We start from the raw sequence: 15,983 nt of genomic DNA on the forward strand, positions 1-15,983 counted from the left end.
GCACGCAGATCGGCGGACGTCGCTCAGCGGTCCAGGTGTCCACAGACCAGCGGTGCACGTGCGGCCCCGGTGAGGCCGCGTCGTACACGTGTCCGAGATCCTGTCCTCGAGCTGCTGGACAGAGGGCGACAGGTCGGACACGTGTACCAGAACGGGCAGCTTGCCAACATCCGCTCGTGCCGCTGCTGGTGCGCACATGTACCGATGTCGGTCATCCGTTAGGACCTGTCCGACTGCCGTGAGAGTTTCGACGCATGTCTTCACTCGGGCGCGACTTCCGGTGGCTGTGGGCCGGGAACGCTGCGGGCAACATGGCCGACGGCGTGGCGTTCGTGGCGATCCCACTGGTTGCCACGACCATCACCACGAACCCGACCGCGATCGCCGGACTGGCGCTGGTGTACTCCGCGGTCCGGATCCTGTTGGTCGTGCCCGTCGGGGTCGTCGTCGACCGGGTGGATCGGCGGCTGCTCATGTGGCTGCCGAACGTGCTCAGGGGGTTGATCCTCCTCGCGCTGTCGCTGTCCTTTGCTGCCGGTGTCGAGTCGTTGCTGCTCCTCTACGTCGCGTTCGCCCTGGTCGGGATGATGGAGATCGCGGCTGACAACGCCGCCATCTCGGTCCTGCCGGACCTCGTCGGGCCGGACGACCTGGACCGTGCGAACGGCCGGATCGCCACCGCTCAGCTGGTGGCCGACGAGTTCGTCGGCCCTCCCTTCGGAGGCTTCCTGTTCGCTCTCGCAGTGGCCGCGCCTCTCGCTGCGACGGGGGGCTTGTACGCGGCGGCGGGGCTGCTGTTCCTGGCCATCCCGCGCCAGCCGCGCCCGGCAGCGGCCGAGGAGGCCGCGGCCGAGCGCCCGTCCATGTGGCGCGACGCGGCGGCAGGTGCCACGTGGATTCGCGGCCAGCAGCTGCTCCTCGGCCTGGCCGTCACCGGTGGCCTCGCGAGCGTCGCGTACATGATGACCTTCTCGATCATCGTCCTCTACGCCACCGACACCCTCGGTGTCACTCCTGCCGGCTACGGCCTGATCCTCGCCGTCTCGTCCCTCGGTGGCCTCCTCGCCTCCACCTCCACCGCCAGGATGAGGCAGGCACTCGGCTACCGACTCCTCGTGCCGGGGGCTCTCGCCCTCGGGGCGATCACCATGCTCGGTCTCTACGTCACCACCAGCCCCTATGTCGCCGCCCTCCTGCTGGCGGCGTACATCTTCCACGTGACGGTCTGGAACATCTGCGTGGTGTCACTGCGTCAGCGACTGGTCCCCGATGCCATGCGCGGACGGCAGAACAGCCTGTTCAAGCTCTCCGGACTCCTCGGTCTCGTCGTCGGAGCGGCCATCGCAGGCCCCATCGCCTCGGCCTCCGGGCTCGCCACACCCTTCGGGATCGCCGGACTCGTCTTCGTCGGATGTGCCGCCTACACGGCGTGGCTGCTGCGCACCGAGCCCGGTACTGGCGAGCCGTCCAGCAGTCGCCGACCCACCTCAGCGTCCGTACGCGCGGATCAACGCGCCAGGCGCATGCCCAGCGACCTCGGCGCCGTCTCGACGAAGCCCATCGACTCGTAGAGCCGGCGGCCCGGAGCATCGGCCATGAGCGTCACGTAGGGATCCGGCGGGGCGGCGTCGTCGATCTGCGCGAGGAGGTCGGCCAGCACCCGGCGGCCCAGCCCGCGGCCCTGGTGCTCGGGCAGCGTCGCCATGTCGGCGATGTGGAAGTACCACGCTCCGTCGCCGATCACGCGACCCATGGCGACGGCTCGTCCCTCGTGCTGCACGACGCTCCACCGCCAGCTCCCGGTCACCGCGCCCCTGCCCTGGGCCTCGGACCTCGGCGTGAGCCCGGAGGCGGCCCTGAGGTGCAGGTAGTCCGCCAGCGTCGGTGGCGTCCCGACGAGCTCGTCGGGAGTGGCAGTCACCCGGTCGAGGATAGGCGGGCGTCCCTCCAGCCGCGTACCCACGACCCCAGCACCGCGAGTCCCGCGAGCGGGGGCAGCGAGGCGGCGGTGGCGACACCGTGCACCGAGGTGAGCACCGACAGCACCAGGGTCACCAGCGCGAGCGGCAGGACGAGGAGCACGGCGGACACCACGAGCCGCAGGACCTCGCGAGGTCCCGGCTGCCTCGGTCCCAGGACGAACACGCCCGCGAGCGCGGCGAAGGACGCACCTGCCCACCAGAGCAACCACGCCCGACGCCATCTCTCGGGGTCCTCCAGCGTGCCGCACGGCGCGAGCTGGCACGCGCCGCCGGTGTCTATCAGCTCCGGCTGGAGCGGCGCCCACGCGCTGGCGACGACCATCGCCGCGAGCCCCGCCGCGCCCACCAGCACCCACGTCCCCCGCGCCATGGCGTCATCATGCCCGCCTCGTCCGCGACCCAGGCGATATACATGGCTCGTGGACCCACGACCGCCTGCGCACCGACTCGAGGTCGACGGAGAGGTCTTCGAGGTCCGGCCGAGCGAGCACCAGCAGGGGTTCGACGTCGACTGGGTCAGCGGACCCAACGCCGGCTACGGGTTCTCGTGCGGCGTCCAGGTCACCGCCTCGGCCGCCGACGAGGTGCCGAGGAAGGCGCCGGACATCGAGGACCACGACCTCGTTGCCAGCATCAGGTCGTTCCTCCGGCAGATCGACCCGCAGACCGGCTACATCGCGGACTGACGGACCACGTCCCACCACTCCCAGGTGCTGCCGTGGTCACCCCGGACGTGGCCTGCGGGCCGCAGCAGGACGGGGTGGCAACCCGGTGCCAGGGGGTCGCCGTCGAGGAACGACGGCGTGCCCAGGCCGCCGACCAGGGCGGGGAACGTGACCACGTGGAGCTCGTCGACGAGCCCGGCGCGCAGCAGCGCGCCGTTGATGCCGCCACCGCCATCGGCGACGACGGCGGTGGCACCGAACGTCGTCGCCAGGCGCTGGAGGGCGACCGCGAGGTCGACGGTCCGGTCGCCGACGACGAGGTGGGCGACGCCCCGCCGCTCGAGCTCGTCGAGGTACTCCGCGGGGGTGGCCCAGCAGACGAGGACCACCAGCGACGTCTCGTCGTCGCCCGTGTAGGACCAGTCGACGCGACCGCGACCGTCGACGACCGCGAAGACCCGCGGCGTGGACCTCGGGACGTGGTCGGGTCGCCCGGCGCCCGCCGGTGGGCCGCTCCACCGCGAGACGGCGTCGCGCGCGACGAACGTGCCGCTCCCCTCGAGGACGACGGTCGGCGCGTGGCGTTCGCGGATCCAGCGCTCCCGCTGCTCGAGCAGCGGCTCGACGTCGGGCGGCCACGCGTCGCGCCACCGCCGGGCGACGTCGGGCTGCAGCAGCCGCTCCGACGGCGACAGCGTCACCCGGCCGTCGACGCTCGCCGTGGTGGTCATCACGACCCGGGGCCGGTGCGGGCGAGGTGCGCTCATCGCTCGACCGTAGGGGCGGCGACCGACAGTCGAGCGGGCTACAGCGAGCCGGTGACGGGAGCGAGCCCGCGTTCCGCACGGGCGCGGTTGACGATGTCGGTCACGAACGCGGTCTTGCGGGCTGTGTAGTCGCCGGACTCCCACGCTCCGTCCTCAAGGAGGCGGGTCTTCAGCTGCTGGTAGGCGTCGCGGTCCGCCGGGTGGCGCCTCAGCCAGTCGGGGAACAGGCGTACGTGCGCCTCGTCCCACTGCTCGGCGGTGAACAGGTGGGCGATCGCGCGGCGCACCTCCCCTTCGAGAAGCAAGCTGGCGGTGTGGTCGCCGAGCGGCCGCGGCGCGGTCCAGCCCGCCGCGACGAACCGCGCGTCGTACGTCGGCACGTCAGCGTTCGCGGGGACCCGGATCGCGACGTCGATCACCGGTTTGGCGGCGAGTCCCGGCACTGACGTGGAGCCGACGTGCTCCAGCTCCCACGCCGGCCCCAGGTCGCGGCGGAGCCCGGCTGTCATCGTCGCGTAGTCCTCGGCCCATCGAGGGGTGAACGGCACCAGCCCGTCGGACGGGTAGCGCGCGGACCAGATCATCCGACGTCCTCGGAGGCACGGTCGTGGGCCGGCACCCCGACGGGGTGCTGCCGCCGCAGCAGCATCCGCTGCTGGACCTCCCGCTCGGCCGACCCGTCCTCGGTCCTGTCGTTGCCGTCCATCCCCACCAGCCACACCAGCCCGCGGCCGTGGCCGGGGTTCGCCCGCTCCCGCGCCTCGTCGTCGACGACCAGCGCCACGGCGTAGGTCAGCCGGTCCCCGGCCTGCTGCTGGGCCCAGTCGACGACCTGCATCACGTCGGCGCCGGTGACGTCGTAGGTGTCGGTGGACCCGTGGGTCGAGACCTCGCCGCTGTCGTGCAGGTAGACCCGGAACCGGGGTGCGGCGTCCTCCCACGAGCTGTCCCGCTCGTCGACCTGCCGCACCTCCATGTCCACCGCGTCACCGTAGCCAGCGGTCGGCGTCGAGGCGCGCACGTGCGGCGGATGTCGTCCCCGAAACGGCCGGACGAGGGCCACGACCGCCGCACGTGCGGGCGTACGCGGCGGGGCGCAGGGCGTCAGGCCCCCGCGCCACCCTCGAACGCGGCCTCCTCGGCCAGCCACTCGTCGACCGGCTGGTAGGTGCGCTTGAGCGCCAGCACGACCCGCTCGGCGGCGTGCCCGTCGCTGTGGACGTGCAGCGCGCGCCCCCACGACACGTAGGCCGGGTCGGGGGCGGAGCCGAGCGCCGCATCGATCGCAGGCAGGAGGCCTTCGGAGGAGACGGCCGGCAGCGGCACCTTCGCCGCGTCGTCCGCAGCCAGCATGCTGACCGCGGGGCGCGCGAGCACGGCCCAGTCGGCGAGGTCCGCCGCGGAGCCGGAGACGAGCACGTCCGCGAGGCGCCACGCGGTCTCGGGGTGCACCGGCTGGCGATTCCTGGCCGAGTCGGAGATCAGCTGCTCGTCGCCGAGGTCGAGCAGCGGCTCCGGAAGCGGGCTCGACTCGGAACCGGGGCGGCGTACGCCGACGGCGACCTCCGGGTGCTGTTGCGCCCAGTCGGCGAGGGAGGACAGGTGGACCGGTCGGTCCCACGGCTCGACCACGACCAGCCGTCGGCCGCCGAGCAGGTGGCGCAGCCGGCCGATCTCGCCGACGTGCTCCTTGGCGAGGCTCGCCTCCTCCCGCACCAGCAGGTCGATCCGCGGGGAGCCGAGGGCCCACACCCCGTCGGCGTCGACGCGCTCGAGGCCGGCGGCGGCGTCGGATCCTGCCGGGCCGGACGTCACCACGACGCGGGTGAGCTGGTCGTCCAGCCGCACCGCTGCGGGGTCGCGCAGGCCCCAGGTGTCGCCGCTGCCCGCGAGCCCGACGTCGGGCGCGGCCAGCCCGGCGGGCCGACCGAGCTGGGTGAAGCGGTGGTGGCGCGGTGACAGCGGGTGGTTGACGTCCGACCGGGGGCCGACGTGGGTCAGGATCGTGCCCATCCGCAGGCTGTACATCTGTCCGGGCGGGCTCTCCGTGGCGACCCGCACGACGTTCTGGCCGGACGCGTCGAGCGGGCGCGACCCCTCGAGCACGATCTTCTTCACCGAGGCGTCGTCGCGCACCGCGTCGAAGACCGCGCGCACCGCGCCCGACAGCAGCCCGGTGCGGGGGTCGGCGGGGAAGCCCCACCAGTGGTCGAACGACGGCACCCAGCGGTCCTCGTCGGCGAAGGTGTCCGACCCGAGCGGCTCGGGGAGGACGGCGGTGCCGTCGGGGCCCGACCGGATGGCGAAGCTGCGGTGCAGGCTCCAGGCCGGCGCGATCCGGCGCAGGTTGCGCTCCATCGACTCGACATCGGCGGCGGGCGCCTTCTCCAGCACCCGCGACTTCCAGTGCTTGAGGTCGGGCGCGGAGAAGGGGTTCTCGTAGAGGAACTGCCGCTTGAGCAGCGGGAACCCGTCGGCCAGCACGTCGAAGGCGGTCGCGCGGTAGACGGGGTGGTAGGGGAGGATCCCGTCGACGAACGTCGCGAGGTGGTAGCCCTCGAGGATGAGGTAGCGGGAGAAGCCGATCTCGTACTTGAGGATGATCGCGGTCTTGTCGCGCTGCTTGGCCACCGTGTCCAGCCGGCGTCGGAACTCCGGGTCCTGCAGCACCCGGCGGCGGTAGACGAGGAAGTACGAGCCGACGTGGATGAAGTCGGAGTAGCGCCACAGGTCCTGCTGGCGCATCTGGTCCTCGACCTCGCCGAGCGCCAGCGGCCGGCCGAGCCGCTCGAAGTCGGTGACGTCGAAGTCCTCGTAGGTCGCCTGGAGGCCCCACCAGTCGCAGGTCGTGGCGTCCATCTTGGCGAAGACCCGGTCGAGCGGCTGGACGAGCCAGGCCGAGTCGTTCGCGAGCATCATCTCGTCGTAGGTGTCGATGACGTCCCAGCCGACGAGCTCGGTGGCGAGCATCGAGTACGAGCCGAAGTCGTAGCGGCCGTGCCGGATCGCCCAGGCACCCTTGGTGTGGGGCGCGAGCTTCTCGAGCTCGCCCTCCTCGAGCTCGCAGTCGGCGAGGTAGTAGATGTCGGCGAACCGGCTCAGGTCCGCGAGGTAGGTCACGACCGTCGGGTCCACCACGCCGTCGACGTCGAAGCCCGCGAAGAGGCACACCCGCCGAGGCGCCTCACGGGGCGCCGCGGGCGCGGGCTTCTCGCGCACCGGCGGCAGGGTCGCGAGGTCGTGGCGCCGACCCTCGAGCGCGTAGTGGACGACGGGGTTGACTGCGTCGTCCTCGGGGTCGAGGTGCGCGTTGGTGTAGTACCAGAGGTCGAAGCCGGGGGACGGGTGGCGCATCTCGTGCCAGCCGCGCTCGGCGAAGTGGATCGCCTGCTCCGGGCCGTGGCACAGGTGCCAGCGCAGGTCGGGGTTGTGCCACATGTAGCCGAACTCGTCGAACACGCCGCTCGCACGGACGACCTCCACCTCGGCGGCGAGGACGGCGTCCGGGTCGACCGGATCGGGCGTCTCGGCGGCCGGCAGGCCGTCGCGCATCGCGTCGTCGAGCAGGCGCGTGCGCGCGGCGTCGTCGGCCTCGACCCAGCGGGCCACGAAGGCGTGCCAGCGGGTGGTGAACTCGGCGGCGGACAGCGCGGCGCCGGCCGGGGCGTCGCCCGTCACAGGTGGACGTCGTTGGCCGGGGACGCGGCGGCGTCCTGGTGGCTGGGCTCACCGAGGTTGCCGTGGCGGGTGGCGTGCAGCAGCGCCGGCAGCCCGTCGGCCGCGTCGGGGTGCCGCTCGAGGTAGTGGGCGGTGCTGAAGCGCGGGCCGGGGTCGAGGCGCTTGCGGTTGCCGTGGCGTACGTAGTGGAGCGCGGGGCTCAGCCCCGACGCGACCGCCTTGCGGTGGGAGCGGAGGTACCAGCCGCCGTCGAAGAGGTCGTTGGCCTCGACCTCGCGCACCAGCTCGGCCTCCGGGTCCGCGCCACCGCGACCGAGCAGCCGGCCCACACCCGACGCCGGCTCCTGGGCGGCCCAGTAGGAGGCGGACAGTGACGCGGCGAGCGCGTCGGACAGAGCGTCGACCTGGTCGCGCAGGCGGGCCCGCTGGCGACGCGCGCGCTGGAGGTCCTCGGCGGTGTGCTCGAGCTCGATCTGCCACCACTTGAGCTCGCGCCCCGACTGGCGCAGCGCCTTCTCGGCGCGTGCCAGCCGGAGGGCCTCGTCGCTCTGGTCTCCCCGCGTCTCCACGGTGCAGCACCCTACCCTCGGCCCCGGTCCGGGGGGCGTCCCGGCCCCGCGCCCCGCTGTCGTCGCGGCCGGTGCGGACTACCTATGCTGTCGCCGGACCTGACACCCACCGCTGGAGGACCCGGTGCCCGACACCTTTGACCACGTCGTCGTCGGCGGCGGCATCGTCGGCGCGGCGACCGCCTGGACGCTCAGCCAGCGCCACCCCGACCGCAGCGTGCTGCTGCTGGACAAGGAGTCGGAGTTCGGGCGGCACCAGACGGGGCACAACAGCGGGGTGATCCACTCGGGGATCTACTACCAGCCCGGCAGCCTCAAGGCCGAGCTGTGCCGCGCCGGCGCCGCCGCGACCGAGGCGTTCGCCGAGGAGCACGGCATCCCGTGGCGGCGCATCGGCAAGCTGCTCGTCGCCACCGACGAGCGCGAGCTCGCCGGGATGCGCGCGCTCGCCGAGCGGGCCGAGGTCAACCAGATCGACGCGACGGTGCTGTCCGCCGCCGAGCTGCGCGAGCGCGAGCCGCACGTGGCCGGCCTCGGCGCACTCTTCGTCTCCGCCACCGGCATCACCGACTACGGCATGATCAACCGCCGCCTCGCCGAGCTGGTCGAGGCCGCCGGCGGCACGCTGATGCGCGACACCCGGGTGCTCGGCATCCGGGAGACCGCGCAGGCGGTCGTCCTCACCACCAGCCGGGGCGAGGTCCGCGGCTCGCACGTGGTGTTCTGCGCCGGGGTGCAGGCCGACCGGGTCGCGGCGATGGCCGGCATCGAGGTCGACTTCGCGATGGTGCCGTTCCGTGGGGAGTACTACGACGTGCGCCCCGAGCGCGCCGACCTCGTCGACACCCTCGTCTACCCGATCCCCGACCCCGAGCTGCCGTTCCTCGGGGTCCACCTGACGCCGACCGTCGACGGCGGCCTCAACGTCGGCCCCAACGCCGTCCTCGGCCTCTCCCGCGAGGGCTACCCCAAGCTCTCCTTCGACCGCCGCGACTTCCGCGACATCGTCACCTTCCCCGGCATGTGGCACGTCGCGCGCGCCAACGTCCGCACCGGCGCGAGGGAGATGTGGAACTCGGTGTCCAAGCGCGGCTACCTGCGGCTGTGCCAGAAGTACTGCCCCGACCTGCGCCTCGACGACCTCACGCCGCGCGAGGCCGGGATCCGCGCTCAGGCGGTCATGCGCGACGGCTCGTTCGTCCACGACTTCCTGCTGCGCGACACCCCGCGCACCCTCCACGTGGTCAACGCACCGTCGCCGGCCGCGACGTCGGCGCTGCCGATCGCGGGGCTGATCGTCGACCGCGTCGACGGCATCGAGCGACCGGACCTCGCCGGGGCCTGAGCCCGGATCGAGCGGGGCCCTGGCGGGGCTCAGACCTCGTCGTCGTCGACGCCCTGGTCGTGCGGGATCGGGCCGAAGTGGCGCCGCTCCCACCACCCCAGGCCGGCCGCGGTCGCGGCCGTGACGACGTCGGCCAGGATGATCAGCACGCGGGAGACCGCGGCGAGGGCGATCGCCTCTCCCGACCCGATGGTGGGGGCGAGGGCGGTGACGATGACCAGCTCGCGGACCCCGGCCCCGGACGGGAGCAGGAAGAAGAAGAGCCCCGAGATCATCGCGATCGCCATCGTGCCGATGCACACGAGCAGGAACGACCCGCTGCCGTCGACGTCGGAGACGCCGCGGACCAGAAGCCACAGGTGCACGCCGAAGAAGCAGTAGGACGCCACGGCCGCCAGCAGGGACAGCGCGATCGCCCGCATCCGCACCGGGTGGTCGGGCTGCGGCCGGCGCAGCACCTTGAACCCCATCGACACGATCCACTGCAGGATCCGCGGGTGCAGGCACACGATGCCGATCGGCAGGAGCAGGTAGAGCCAGACGAGTCCGCGCAGCGCCTCGTAGTCCCGCACGAAGCCCGGGAGCACCAGCGAGCCGGCCAGCAGGGCGGCCACGACCGCGACGGCCAGGGAGAAGAGCGTGGCGGTGAAGATGCGCGCGCGGGCCAGGCCGGCGCGGCGGCCGAGCTCGATCTGCAGGAGGTAGGCCCACACCGAGCCGGGGAGGTACTTGCCCAGCTGACCCACGAGGAAGATCTGGGCACCGCGGGCGACGCCGATCGGCTCACCGAGCTCGTCGACGAGCAGCTGCCAGCTCCAGGTGGACAGCAGGATCGCGATCGGCAGCGCGACGAAGGACGGCAGCCAGTCGTGCCACGACAGCTCGGCGAGCGTCTCCTGCACGACCTCGTGGTTGGACCAGAGGGCGTAGCCGGCGGCGAGCACGACCGCGACCACGAGGAGGATGCGCGCCCAGTGGATGAGCCGGCCGCGCAGGGTGTGCGCGGGCTGGACTTCGGCGGACGTGGCGGATCCTTTCGTCGGGCGGCCGCTTCCCGAGGGCCACCGGTGGCGGACGCACGCGCGCGGATGGCGCCGTCCGGACCGCCATCTTGCCCCACGGGGTCGCGATGTGGTCAAAACGAGGGGCGTGGATAAGGTGCGGGCCATGTCTGGAGCACTGCGCATCGCCCTCGTCGGATCCGGGTCCATGGGACGCAACCACGCGCGCGTCATCGCCACCGGTCCCCGCACCGAGCTCGCGGCGGTCATCGACCCGCACGAGGAGAGCGGCCGGGCCGTGGCCGACCAGTACGGCTCCGCGTGGCAGCCCGACCTCGACGGCATCGGCGGCTTCGACGCCGTGGTCGTCGCCGCGGCCACCGAGGCCCACCACGACATCGCCGCCCAGGTCATCGACGCCGGACGGCCGCTGCTGGTCGAGAAGCCGCTGTGCCCCTCGCTCGAGCAGTCCGAGGACCTGGTGCGCGCCTCCGAGGCGGCAGGCACCCCGCTGATGTGCGGCTTCCTCGAGCGCTTCAACCCGGCGGTGATGACCGCGATGAGGATGATCGACGAGCCGGTCTACGTCCGCGCCCAGCGCCACTCGCCCTACGCGCCGCGCATCAAGACCGGCGTCGCCTGGGACCTGCTGGTCCACGACGTCGACCTGGTGGTCCGCGCGTTCGGCGAGCAGCAGCCCGAGTCGTTCGACGTCAGCGTCGGCCAGTTCCACCCGAGCAGCGTCCCGGGCGCCGAGGACGTCGTGGAGGCGGGCGTCCGGTTCACCGGAGGCGGCATCGCGTCGGTGTCGGCCAGCCGGCTCGGCCAGGTCAAGGTGCGCTCGATGGTCATCCAGGAGCTCGACCGGATGATCGAGATCGACCTGCTGCGCCGCGGGCTGACCAGCTATCGCCACTCCAGCATCGAGCCCGACGACGACTTCGTCGGCTTCCGCCAGTTCACCGAGATCGAGGTCCCCGAGATCGGGGGCGCCGAGCCGCTGGTGTCCCAGCTGGCCCACTTCGTCGAGCTGGTGGAGGGCCGGGTCGACGTCGACGCCGAGCGGGCCAGCATCCTGCCGGCCCACCGCGTGGTCGACGAGGTCCTCCGGACCCGGTGACTCAGGACCCGGTGACTCAGGACCCGGTGACGAACCTCGGGTCGGTCGGGTCGTCGAGGTCGACCCGACCGATCTGACGCGCCGGCACGCCGCCGACGATGGCCCGGGCGGGCACGTCGGCCGTGACGACGGCGCCCGCGCCCACCACGGCCTCGTCGCCGATCGTGACGCCCATGTTGACCACGGCGTTCGCGCCGATGAAGACGTGGTCGCCGATGGTCACCGGCGCCCGCTCCACCTCGGCGAAGCGGCGGCCCGAGACGCACCGCTTCGCCGAGGAGTGGGTGTAGATGTGCACGCCGGAGGAGATGTCGCACCCCCGGCCGATCGTGAGTCCGCCGGAGGCGTCGATCATCGTGAAGGCACCGATCCAGGTGCCCTCGCCGACGACGGGCTCGCCCACCACCCAGGCGTGCTCGTTCCAGGGGTTGGGCGGCAGTCCGGCGCTCACGCTCGGGTCACTGACCGCGGATGAGCTCGGTCATGCCGGTGCGCACGTCGATCGTCGGCTCGAAGCCGAGGACCTCCTTGGCCCGGGTGGTGTCGGCCGCGCGGCGGCTCACCAGCACGTCGCGGGGGTTGAACTGCGGCTCCACGTCGGCGCCGACGGCGTCGATGAGGATGCGGGCCAGGTCGGCGATCGAGGTGTCGATGCCGGTGCCGATGTTGACCGGCACGTTGGCCTGCTCCGACTCCAGCGCCAGCACGACCGAGCGCGCGATGTCGTGGACGTGGATGAAGTCCATCGACTGCTCGCCCTTGCCGTCGATGACCGGCGGCTCGCCGTTCTTGATCCGGTTGACGAAGTGGTTGATGACCGACGTGTAGTAGGCGGTGGTCTTCTGACCGGGGCCGTAGACGTTGAAGAAGCGCAGCGCGACCCACGACAGGTTCGCCCGACGCTGGTAGTAGGCCAGGAGGTCCTCGCCGGCGCGCTTGGCGATGCAGTAGGGGGTGATCGGGAGGAGCTTGTCGTCCTCGTGCATCGGCAGCCGCTCCGGGTCGCCGTAGACCGACGCGGAGGAGCAGTAGACGAGACGGTCCACGCCGTGGTCGGCCGCGGCCGCGAACACGTTGTGGTTGCCGATCATGTTGATGTCCATCGACTCGTACGGGTCGGCCTGGCTCTTGTTGATCGACACCGCGGCCGCGTGGATGACCTTGGAGCAGCCCTTCATCGCGGCGTGCACGGCACCGCCGTAGCGCACGTCCTGGTCGATGAGCTCGACGTCGTCACCGAGCTTCGCGACGGCGTCGCGGTCGCCGCGGAACATGTTGTCGAAGATCCGGACCTTGTAGTCCTTCTCGAGCAGCATGGGGACGACGTGCATGCCGATGAAGCCGGCACCGCCGGTGAAGAAGACGGTTTCCTTCGAGCTCATCTGATGGTTCTCCTCAGGTGGATGGTGCGGTGGGTACGGGGGAGTGCGGGGGTCAGCGGCCGGCCGAGGCGGGCGCCGGGGCGGCGGCGAGGCCCTCGAGGACCTCGAGGTGCTTGTCGAGCACCCGCTCGAGCGCGAAGTGCTCGTCGACGATCGCGGCCGCCTTCTCGCCGACCACGCGGGTCGCCTCGGGGTCGTCGAGGGCGAGGGTGATCCGCTCGGCCAGCCCGGACACGTCGCCGGGCGGACACATGAAGATGTCGTCGCCGTCGACCATCGGGACGCCGGGGAAGTTGTCGATGCGACCCCAGGCGACCACCGGCGTGCCGGCGGCCATCGACTCCAGGGTCGCCGTGCCGAGGCCGAGGCCCTGCTCGTGGGTCTCCACGGTCGCGGCCGCGAGCAGGTGCGGGATGTCGGCCTTGGGCATCGCCCCGAGGGCGGTCACCGCGTGCGCGACGCCGAGCTCCTCGGCGCGCTGCAGGAACAGGTCGTAGTAGACGCGCCCGACGACGACCAGGCGGGCGTCCGGGTGGCGCTCCAGGACGGCGGGCAGCGCCTCGACGACGCCGAGCCGGTCGCGGACCGGGATGACGTGGCCGATGGACAGGATGATCGGCGCGTCCGGGCCGACGCCCGCGAGCTCGCGGCCGCGGGCGGCGTCGCCGGCACGGACCCACGCGGGGTCGACGCCGACGGGGATGGCCACCAGGTCGCGGAAGCGGCCGGCGTAGCGCTCCTTGATGTAGTCGTCCATGTAGGAGTCCATGACGACCAGCGACGGGCGGTAGCGCCGCAGGCGCGGCGCGACGAGCGTGGCGTCGAGGAAGCGGAACGCGTGCCGGTAGGCGGCCGCGGGGTTCTCCAGGCGGGTGTGGATGCTGAGGAGCACCGGGATGTCGTTGCGTCGCGCGTAGGCGCCGGTGGCCCACGTCAGGTCCATGAACTGCCCGTGCTGGTGGATCACGTCGGGGCGGAAGTCGTCGAGCAGGCGGGCCAGGCGGCGGCGCAGGCTGGGCCGGGTGGCGAAGGAGATGTCGAACGACACCGCCAGCCGGCTTTCGGGGAGCACGAACGCCGGGAAGCGGACGACCCGGACACCGTCGCGCCACTCCTCCGCCGGCGCGTCCTGGTAGGCCGCGGTGACGACGAGCACCTCGTGCCCGCGGGCTGCGTAGCCACGCGCGAGGGCGTCGCTGAGGTGGGCGCTGCCTCCCACACGCGGCGGGTAGAAGTTGTTCACCACGACGATGCGCACTCAGGGACCCCGATCGATTTTGGCGCCGACAAACCCGCTCACCATAACGAGGTCGCACACCCACCTCCCAATCGATCGCGGGTCGTCGCGGAAGTCCGGACCGCAGGCGAGGTGCAGTAGCCTGACCGCCGCTCGGACCGCGACATGGGGAGGCCGTCATCACCAGCACGTCAGGGGAGTCGACGACTCTGCCCGAGCCCTCCACGGACCCGACCACCGTGACCGCGTCGACCACGGCGCGCAGCGCCGAGCGCGCGCCGGCGACCCCGGGCTGGCGCCTGCGGGGCACGTGGGCCGATCGGCTCGAGGTGCTGCTGCCGCTGCTGGCCTACGCGGTGATCACGCTCGGCGGCCTCACCACCTCCTCGCTCGGCCTGCTCTCGGTCGCCGGCGACGCCAGCGGCGCCGACCAGTGGGGCGACCCGCTGCCGATCCGCAGCGACGAGTGGCTGACCCAGGCGCCGATCGACCTGTCCGTCCTCGCCACGGGATCATCGACCGCGCCCGCGCTCTCCCAGGACCCCGACCTGATCTACCAGATCTCGTCCGGGCAGGTCGTGGAGTCCGTGCTGTTCCACGAGGGCAACCTGCTGCGGCTGGGGGAGTGGCTTCCCGACGCCATGCTCTTCGCCGCCTTCCGTGCCTGGCCGTGGCTGCTGCTCGTGCTCTCGCTGCCGCCGCTGCTGAGGCGCCTGGGCGCGAACCGGCCGTTGTCCTGGCTCGGGGTCGTCCTGGTCTTCCTCGCGCCCGCGTCGCTGTGGTGGTCGTTCATGCCGGTGCGGATCATGGCGTTCGCCGCTGCCGGCAGCTACCTGCTGTTCCTCGCGCGGGACCGGATGGTCGCCGGCCGTCGGGTCACGGCCGTGCTCCAGGCCGGGCTGGCCGGGATCATGCTGGCCCGCCTGGTGACCTACTACGTGCCCTGGTCGCTGACCCTCGGCGTGCCGCTGGTCGTCGCGACCGGCGTCTACCTCGTGGCCGACCGGACCACCCGGCGCCCGGCGCTGCTGACGATCGGTGCCGGCGCTCTCGTCTCGATCGCCGTGCTGGCCGGCACGCTGCTGGAGAACGCCGCCTCCCTGTCGGCCGAGCTCAACACGGTCTACCCGGGCCTGCGTCGGGTCACCGGCGCCACCCAGACACCCGCGCAGCTGTTCGGCGGTCCGGGGTTGTTCGAGATGGAGTCGTCCGACGGTCCGACCATCCTCAACCAGAGCGAGATCTCCTCGGCCTTCCTCGTGTGCGGGCTGTGGGCCGTCGTGATCTGGCGCCGGGCCTGGACCGGCGCGACGACCGCCCAGCGCGGCGCGATCGTCACCCTCGCCGTCGCCACCGGGCTGTGGAGCTCGTGGGCGATGGTCCCGTGGGGTGCCGTCGGCGAGCACCTGCCGCTGCTCAGCTCGGTGCTGCCGGTGCGCGCCGCGCAGACCGTCGGCTACCCCGCCGCCCTGCTCCTCGTCCTGCTGGCCTCCCGGCTCGAGGGCTCCACGGCCCGGCTCGCGACCGGTGCCGCCGCCGTGACCGCGGCCGTGACCGCCTTCGGGGTGGGCGACGTCCAGCGACTGATCCCGACCGTGCCGACCTGGCAGGTCTGGCTGTCCGTGCTCGCCACGACCGGCGTGGCCTACGCCGTCACCCGCTGGCCGACCCGGGCCTGGCCCGTCGCCGGGACGCTGGTGGTGTGCCTGCTCGCCGGGGCCGACACCAACCCGGTCGTCCACGGTGTCGGCCAGCTGCGCACCAGCCCCGCCGCCGACGCGGCTCGCTCGCTGGCCGACCGGGCAGAGACCGACGGCACCCTCGTCGCGACCAACTCGATGGCGGCGAACGCCCTGCTCATCGCGAACGGAGCACCGACGCTGACCGGCAACCAGGTCACCGGCCCGATCGTCTCGGAGTGGGAGAAGGTCGACCCCGACCACGAGTACGAGGAGGTCTGGAACCGGGGGGCGAGCTACCTCTACGTCGCCTTCGACGGCGAGCGGGACGCGCCGTGGGTCGAGGCTGCGGCCCCCGACGTCATCGTCATCCACGCGCACCCGTGCTGGCTGGCCGAGAGCGACCTCGACGTCGGCTACGTCGTCTCGACGCTCGAGATCCCCGGCCCGTGCGTCCGGCCGATGCGCACCTTCACGTGGAACGGTGGCTCCCAGTACGTCTACGCCCTGCGCGACCGCGGCTGACCACACCGCACCCTGCAGACGCAGAACGGCCGG

General features: G+C 72.5%; 16 protein-coding genes. 5 read left to right on the forward strand and 11 right to left on the reverse strand.

Annotated elements, in window-relative coordinates; translation table 11 throughout:
• Window positions 1–254 precede the first annotated feature (254 nt).
• Window positions 255–1,571 carry an MFS transporter gene (locus KDN32_RS05765; RefSeq protein ID WP_211731105.1) on the forward strand — a complete coding sequence of 439 codons (1,317 nt, stop codon included), beginning with the start codon at window positions 255–257 and terminating at the stop codon, window positions 1,569–1,571.
• On the opposite strand, the gene KDN32_RS23215 is transcribed toward KDN32_RS05765, so the two are convergent.
• Both KDN32_RS23215 and KDN32_RS05775 read right to left on the reverse strand, forming a co-directional pair.
• On the reverse strand, window positions 1,508–1,921 hold the full coding sequence (locus KDN32_RS23215) for a GNAT family N-acetyltransferase (protein ID WP_211731106.1): 414 nt from the start codon (window positions 1,919–1,921) through the stop codon (window positions 1,508–1,510). The genes KDN32_RS05765 and KDN32_RS23215 overlap by 64 nt on opposite strands.
• Window positions 1,918–2,352 carry a hypothetical protein gene (locus KDN32_RS05775; protein WP_211731107.1) on the reverse strand — a complete coding sequence of 145 codons (435 nt, stop codon included), beginning with the start codon at window positions 2,350–2,352 and terminating at the stop codon, window positions 1,918–1,920. The genes KDN32_RS23215 and KDN32_RS05775 overlap by 4 nt, the downstream gene beginning before the upstream one ends.
• A 49-nt stretch (window positions 2,353–2,401) precedes the next feature.
• Here KDN32_RS05775 and KDN32_RS05780 point away from each other — a divergent pair, with 49 nt between their 5' ends.
• Entirely contained in the window at window positions 2,402–2,668 is a 267-nt protein-coding gene (locus tag KDN32_RS05780; protein WP_211731108.1) for a hypothetical protein, read from the forward strand.
• Here the strand turns inward: KDN32_RS05780 and KDN32_RS05785 are convergent.
• From KDN32_RS05785 to KDN32_RS05805, 5 genes are all read right to left on the reverse strand, one after another.
• On the reverse strand, window positions 2,653–3,414 hold the full coding sequence (locus KDN32_RS05785; protein ID WP_211731109.1) for a RibD family protein: 762 nt from the start codon (window positions 3,412–3,414) through the stop codon (window positions 2,653–2,655). The two genes, KDN32_RS05780 and KDN32_RS05785, sit on opposite strands and share 16 nt — an antisense overlap.
• A gap of 38 nt (window positions 3,415–3,452) precedes the next feature.
• Window positions 3,453–3,998, reverse strand: a complete 546-nt coding sequence (locus tag KDN32_RS05790) for a GrpB family protein (RefSeq protein WP_211731110.1) — start codon at window positions 3,996–3,998, stop codon at window positions 3,453–3,455.
• The gene (locus KDN32_RS05795) at window positions 3,995–4,396 is read right to left on the reverse strand and encodes a hypothetical protein (protein WP_211731111.1); all 402 of its coding nucleotides are present in this window, start codon (window positions 4,394–4,396) and stop codon (window positions 3,995–3,997) included. Before KDN32_RS05795 ends, KDN32_RS05790 begins: the two co-directional genes overlap by 4 nt.
• Before the next feature lie 122 nt (window positions 4,397–4,518).
• Entirely contained in the window at window positions 4,519–7,092 is a 2,574-nt protein-coding gene (locus tag KDN32_RS05800) for a rhamnan synthesis F family protein (RefSeq protein ID WP_211731112.1), read from the reverse strand.
• Window positions 7,089–7,661 carry a hypothetical protein gene (locus KDN32_RS05805; protein WP_211731113.1) on the reverse strand — a complete coding sequence of 191 codons (573 nt, stop codon included), beginning with the start codon at window positions 7,659–7,661 and terminating at the stop codon, window positions 7,089–7,091. The genes KDN32_RS05800 and KDN32_RS05805 overlap by 4 nt, the downstream gene beginning before the upstream one ends.
• Before the next feature lie 124 nt (window positions 7,662–7,785).
• Between KDN32_RS05805 and lhgD the strand changes: the two genes are divergently transcribed.
• Entirely contained in the window at window positions 7,786–9,006 is a 1,221-nt protein-coding gene (gene lhgD, locus KDN32_RS05810; protein WP_307853757.1) for an L-2-hydroxyglutarate dehydrogenase, read from the forward strand.
• A gap of 29 nt (window positions 9,007–9,035) precedes the next feature.
• Here the strand turns inward: lhgD and KDN32_RS05815 are convergent, their stop codons facing one another.
• A complete protein-coding gene (locus KDN32_RS05815; RefSeq protein ID WP_211731114.1) occupies window positions 9,036–9,962 on the reverse strand; it encodes a lysylphosphatidylglycerol synthase domain-containing protein in 927 nt (308 codons plus the stop codon).
• 211 nt (window positions 9,963–10,173) lie between these two features.
• On the opposite strand from KDN32_RS05815, the gene KDN32_RS05820 reads away from it, so the two are divergent.
• A complete protein-coding gene (locus tag KDN32_RS05820) occupies window positions 10,174–11,127 on the forward strand; it encodes a Gfo/Idh/MocA family protein (RefSeq protein WP_211731115.1) in 954 nt (317 codons plus the stop codon).
• A gap of 16 nt (window positions 11,128–11,143) precedes the next feature.
• Here KDN32_RS05820 and KDN32_RS22805 read toward each other — a convergent pair whose 3' ends face one another.
• Genes KDN32_RS22805 through KDN32_RS23220 form a run of 3 tightly spaced genes read right to left on the reverse strand, consistent with a single transcriptional unit; the run spans window position 11,144 to window position 13,767 of the window.
• Complete coding sequence (locus tag KDN32_RS22805) at window positions 11,144–11,578, reverse strand: acyltransferase (RefSeq protein WP_307853758.1); 435 nt, start codon at window positions 11,576–11,578, stop codon at window positions 11,144–11,146.
• A 7-nt stretch (window positions 11,579–11,585) separates the two neighbouring features.
• Entirely contained in the window at window positions 11,586–12,509 is a 924-nt protein-coding gene (locus KDN32_RS05830; protein ID WP_211731116.1) for an NAD-dependent epimerase/dehydratase family protein, read from the reverse strand.
• Between the two features lie 52 nt (window positions 12,510–12,561).
• Window positions 12,562–13,767, reverse strand: coding sequence for a glycosyltransferase family 4 protein (locus KDN32_RS23220; RefSeq protein ID WP_211731117.1), 1,206 nt, complete (start codon window positions 13,765–13,767; stop codon window positions 12,562–12,564).
• Window positions 13,768–13,985: 218 nt separating this feature from the next.
• On the opposite strand from KDN32_RS23220, the gene KDN32_RS05840 reads away from it, so the two are divergent.
• Window positions 13,986–15,950, forward strand: a complete 1,965-nt coding sequence (locus KDN32_RS05840; protein WP_211731118.1) for a DUF7657 domain-containing protein — start codon at window positions 13,986–13,988, stop codon at window positions 15,948–15,950.
• Window positions 15,951–15,983 lie beyond the last annotated feature (33 nt).

Source organism: Nocardioides palaemonis (assembly GCF_018275325.1).
Lineage (GTDB): Bacteria > Actinomycetota > Actinomycetes > Propionibacteriales > Nocardioidaceae > Nocardioides > Nocardioides palaemonis.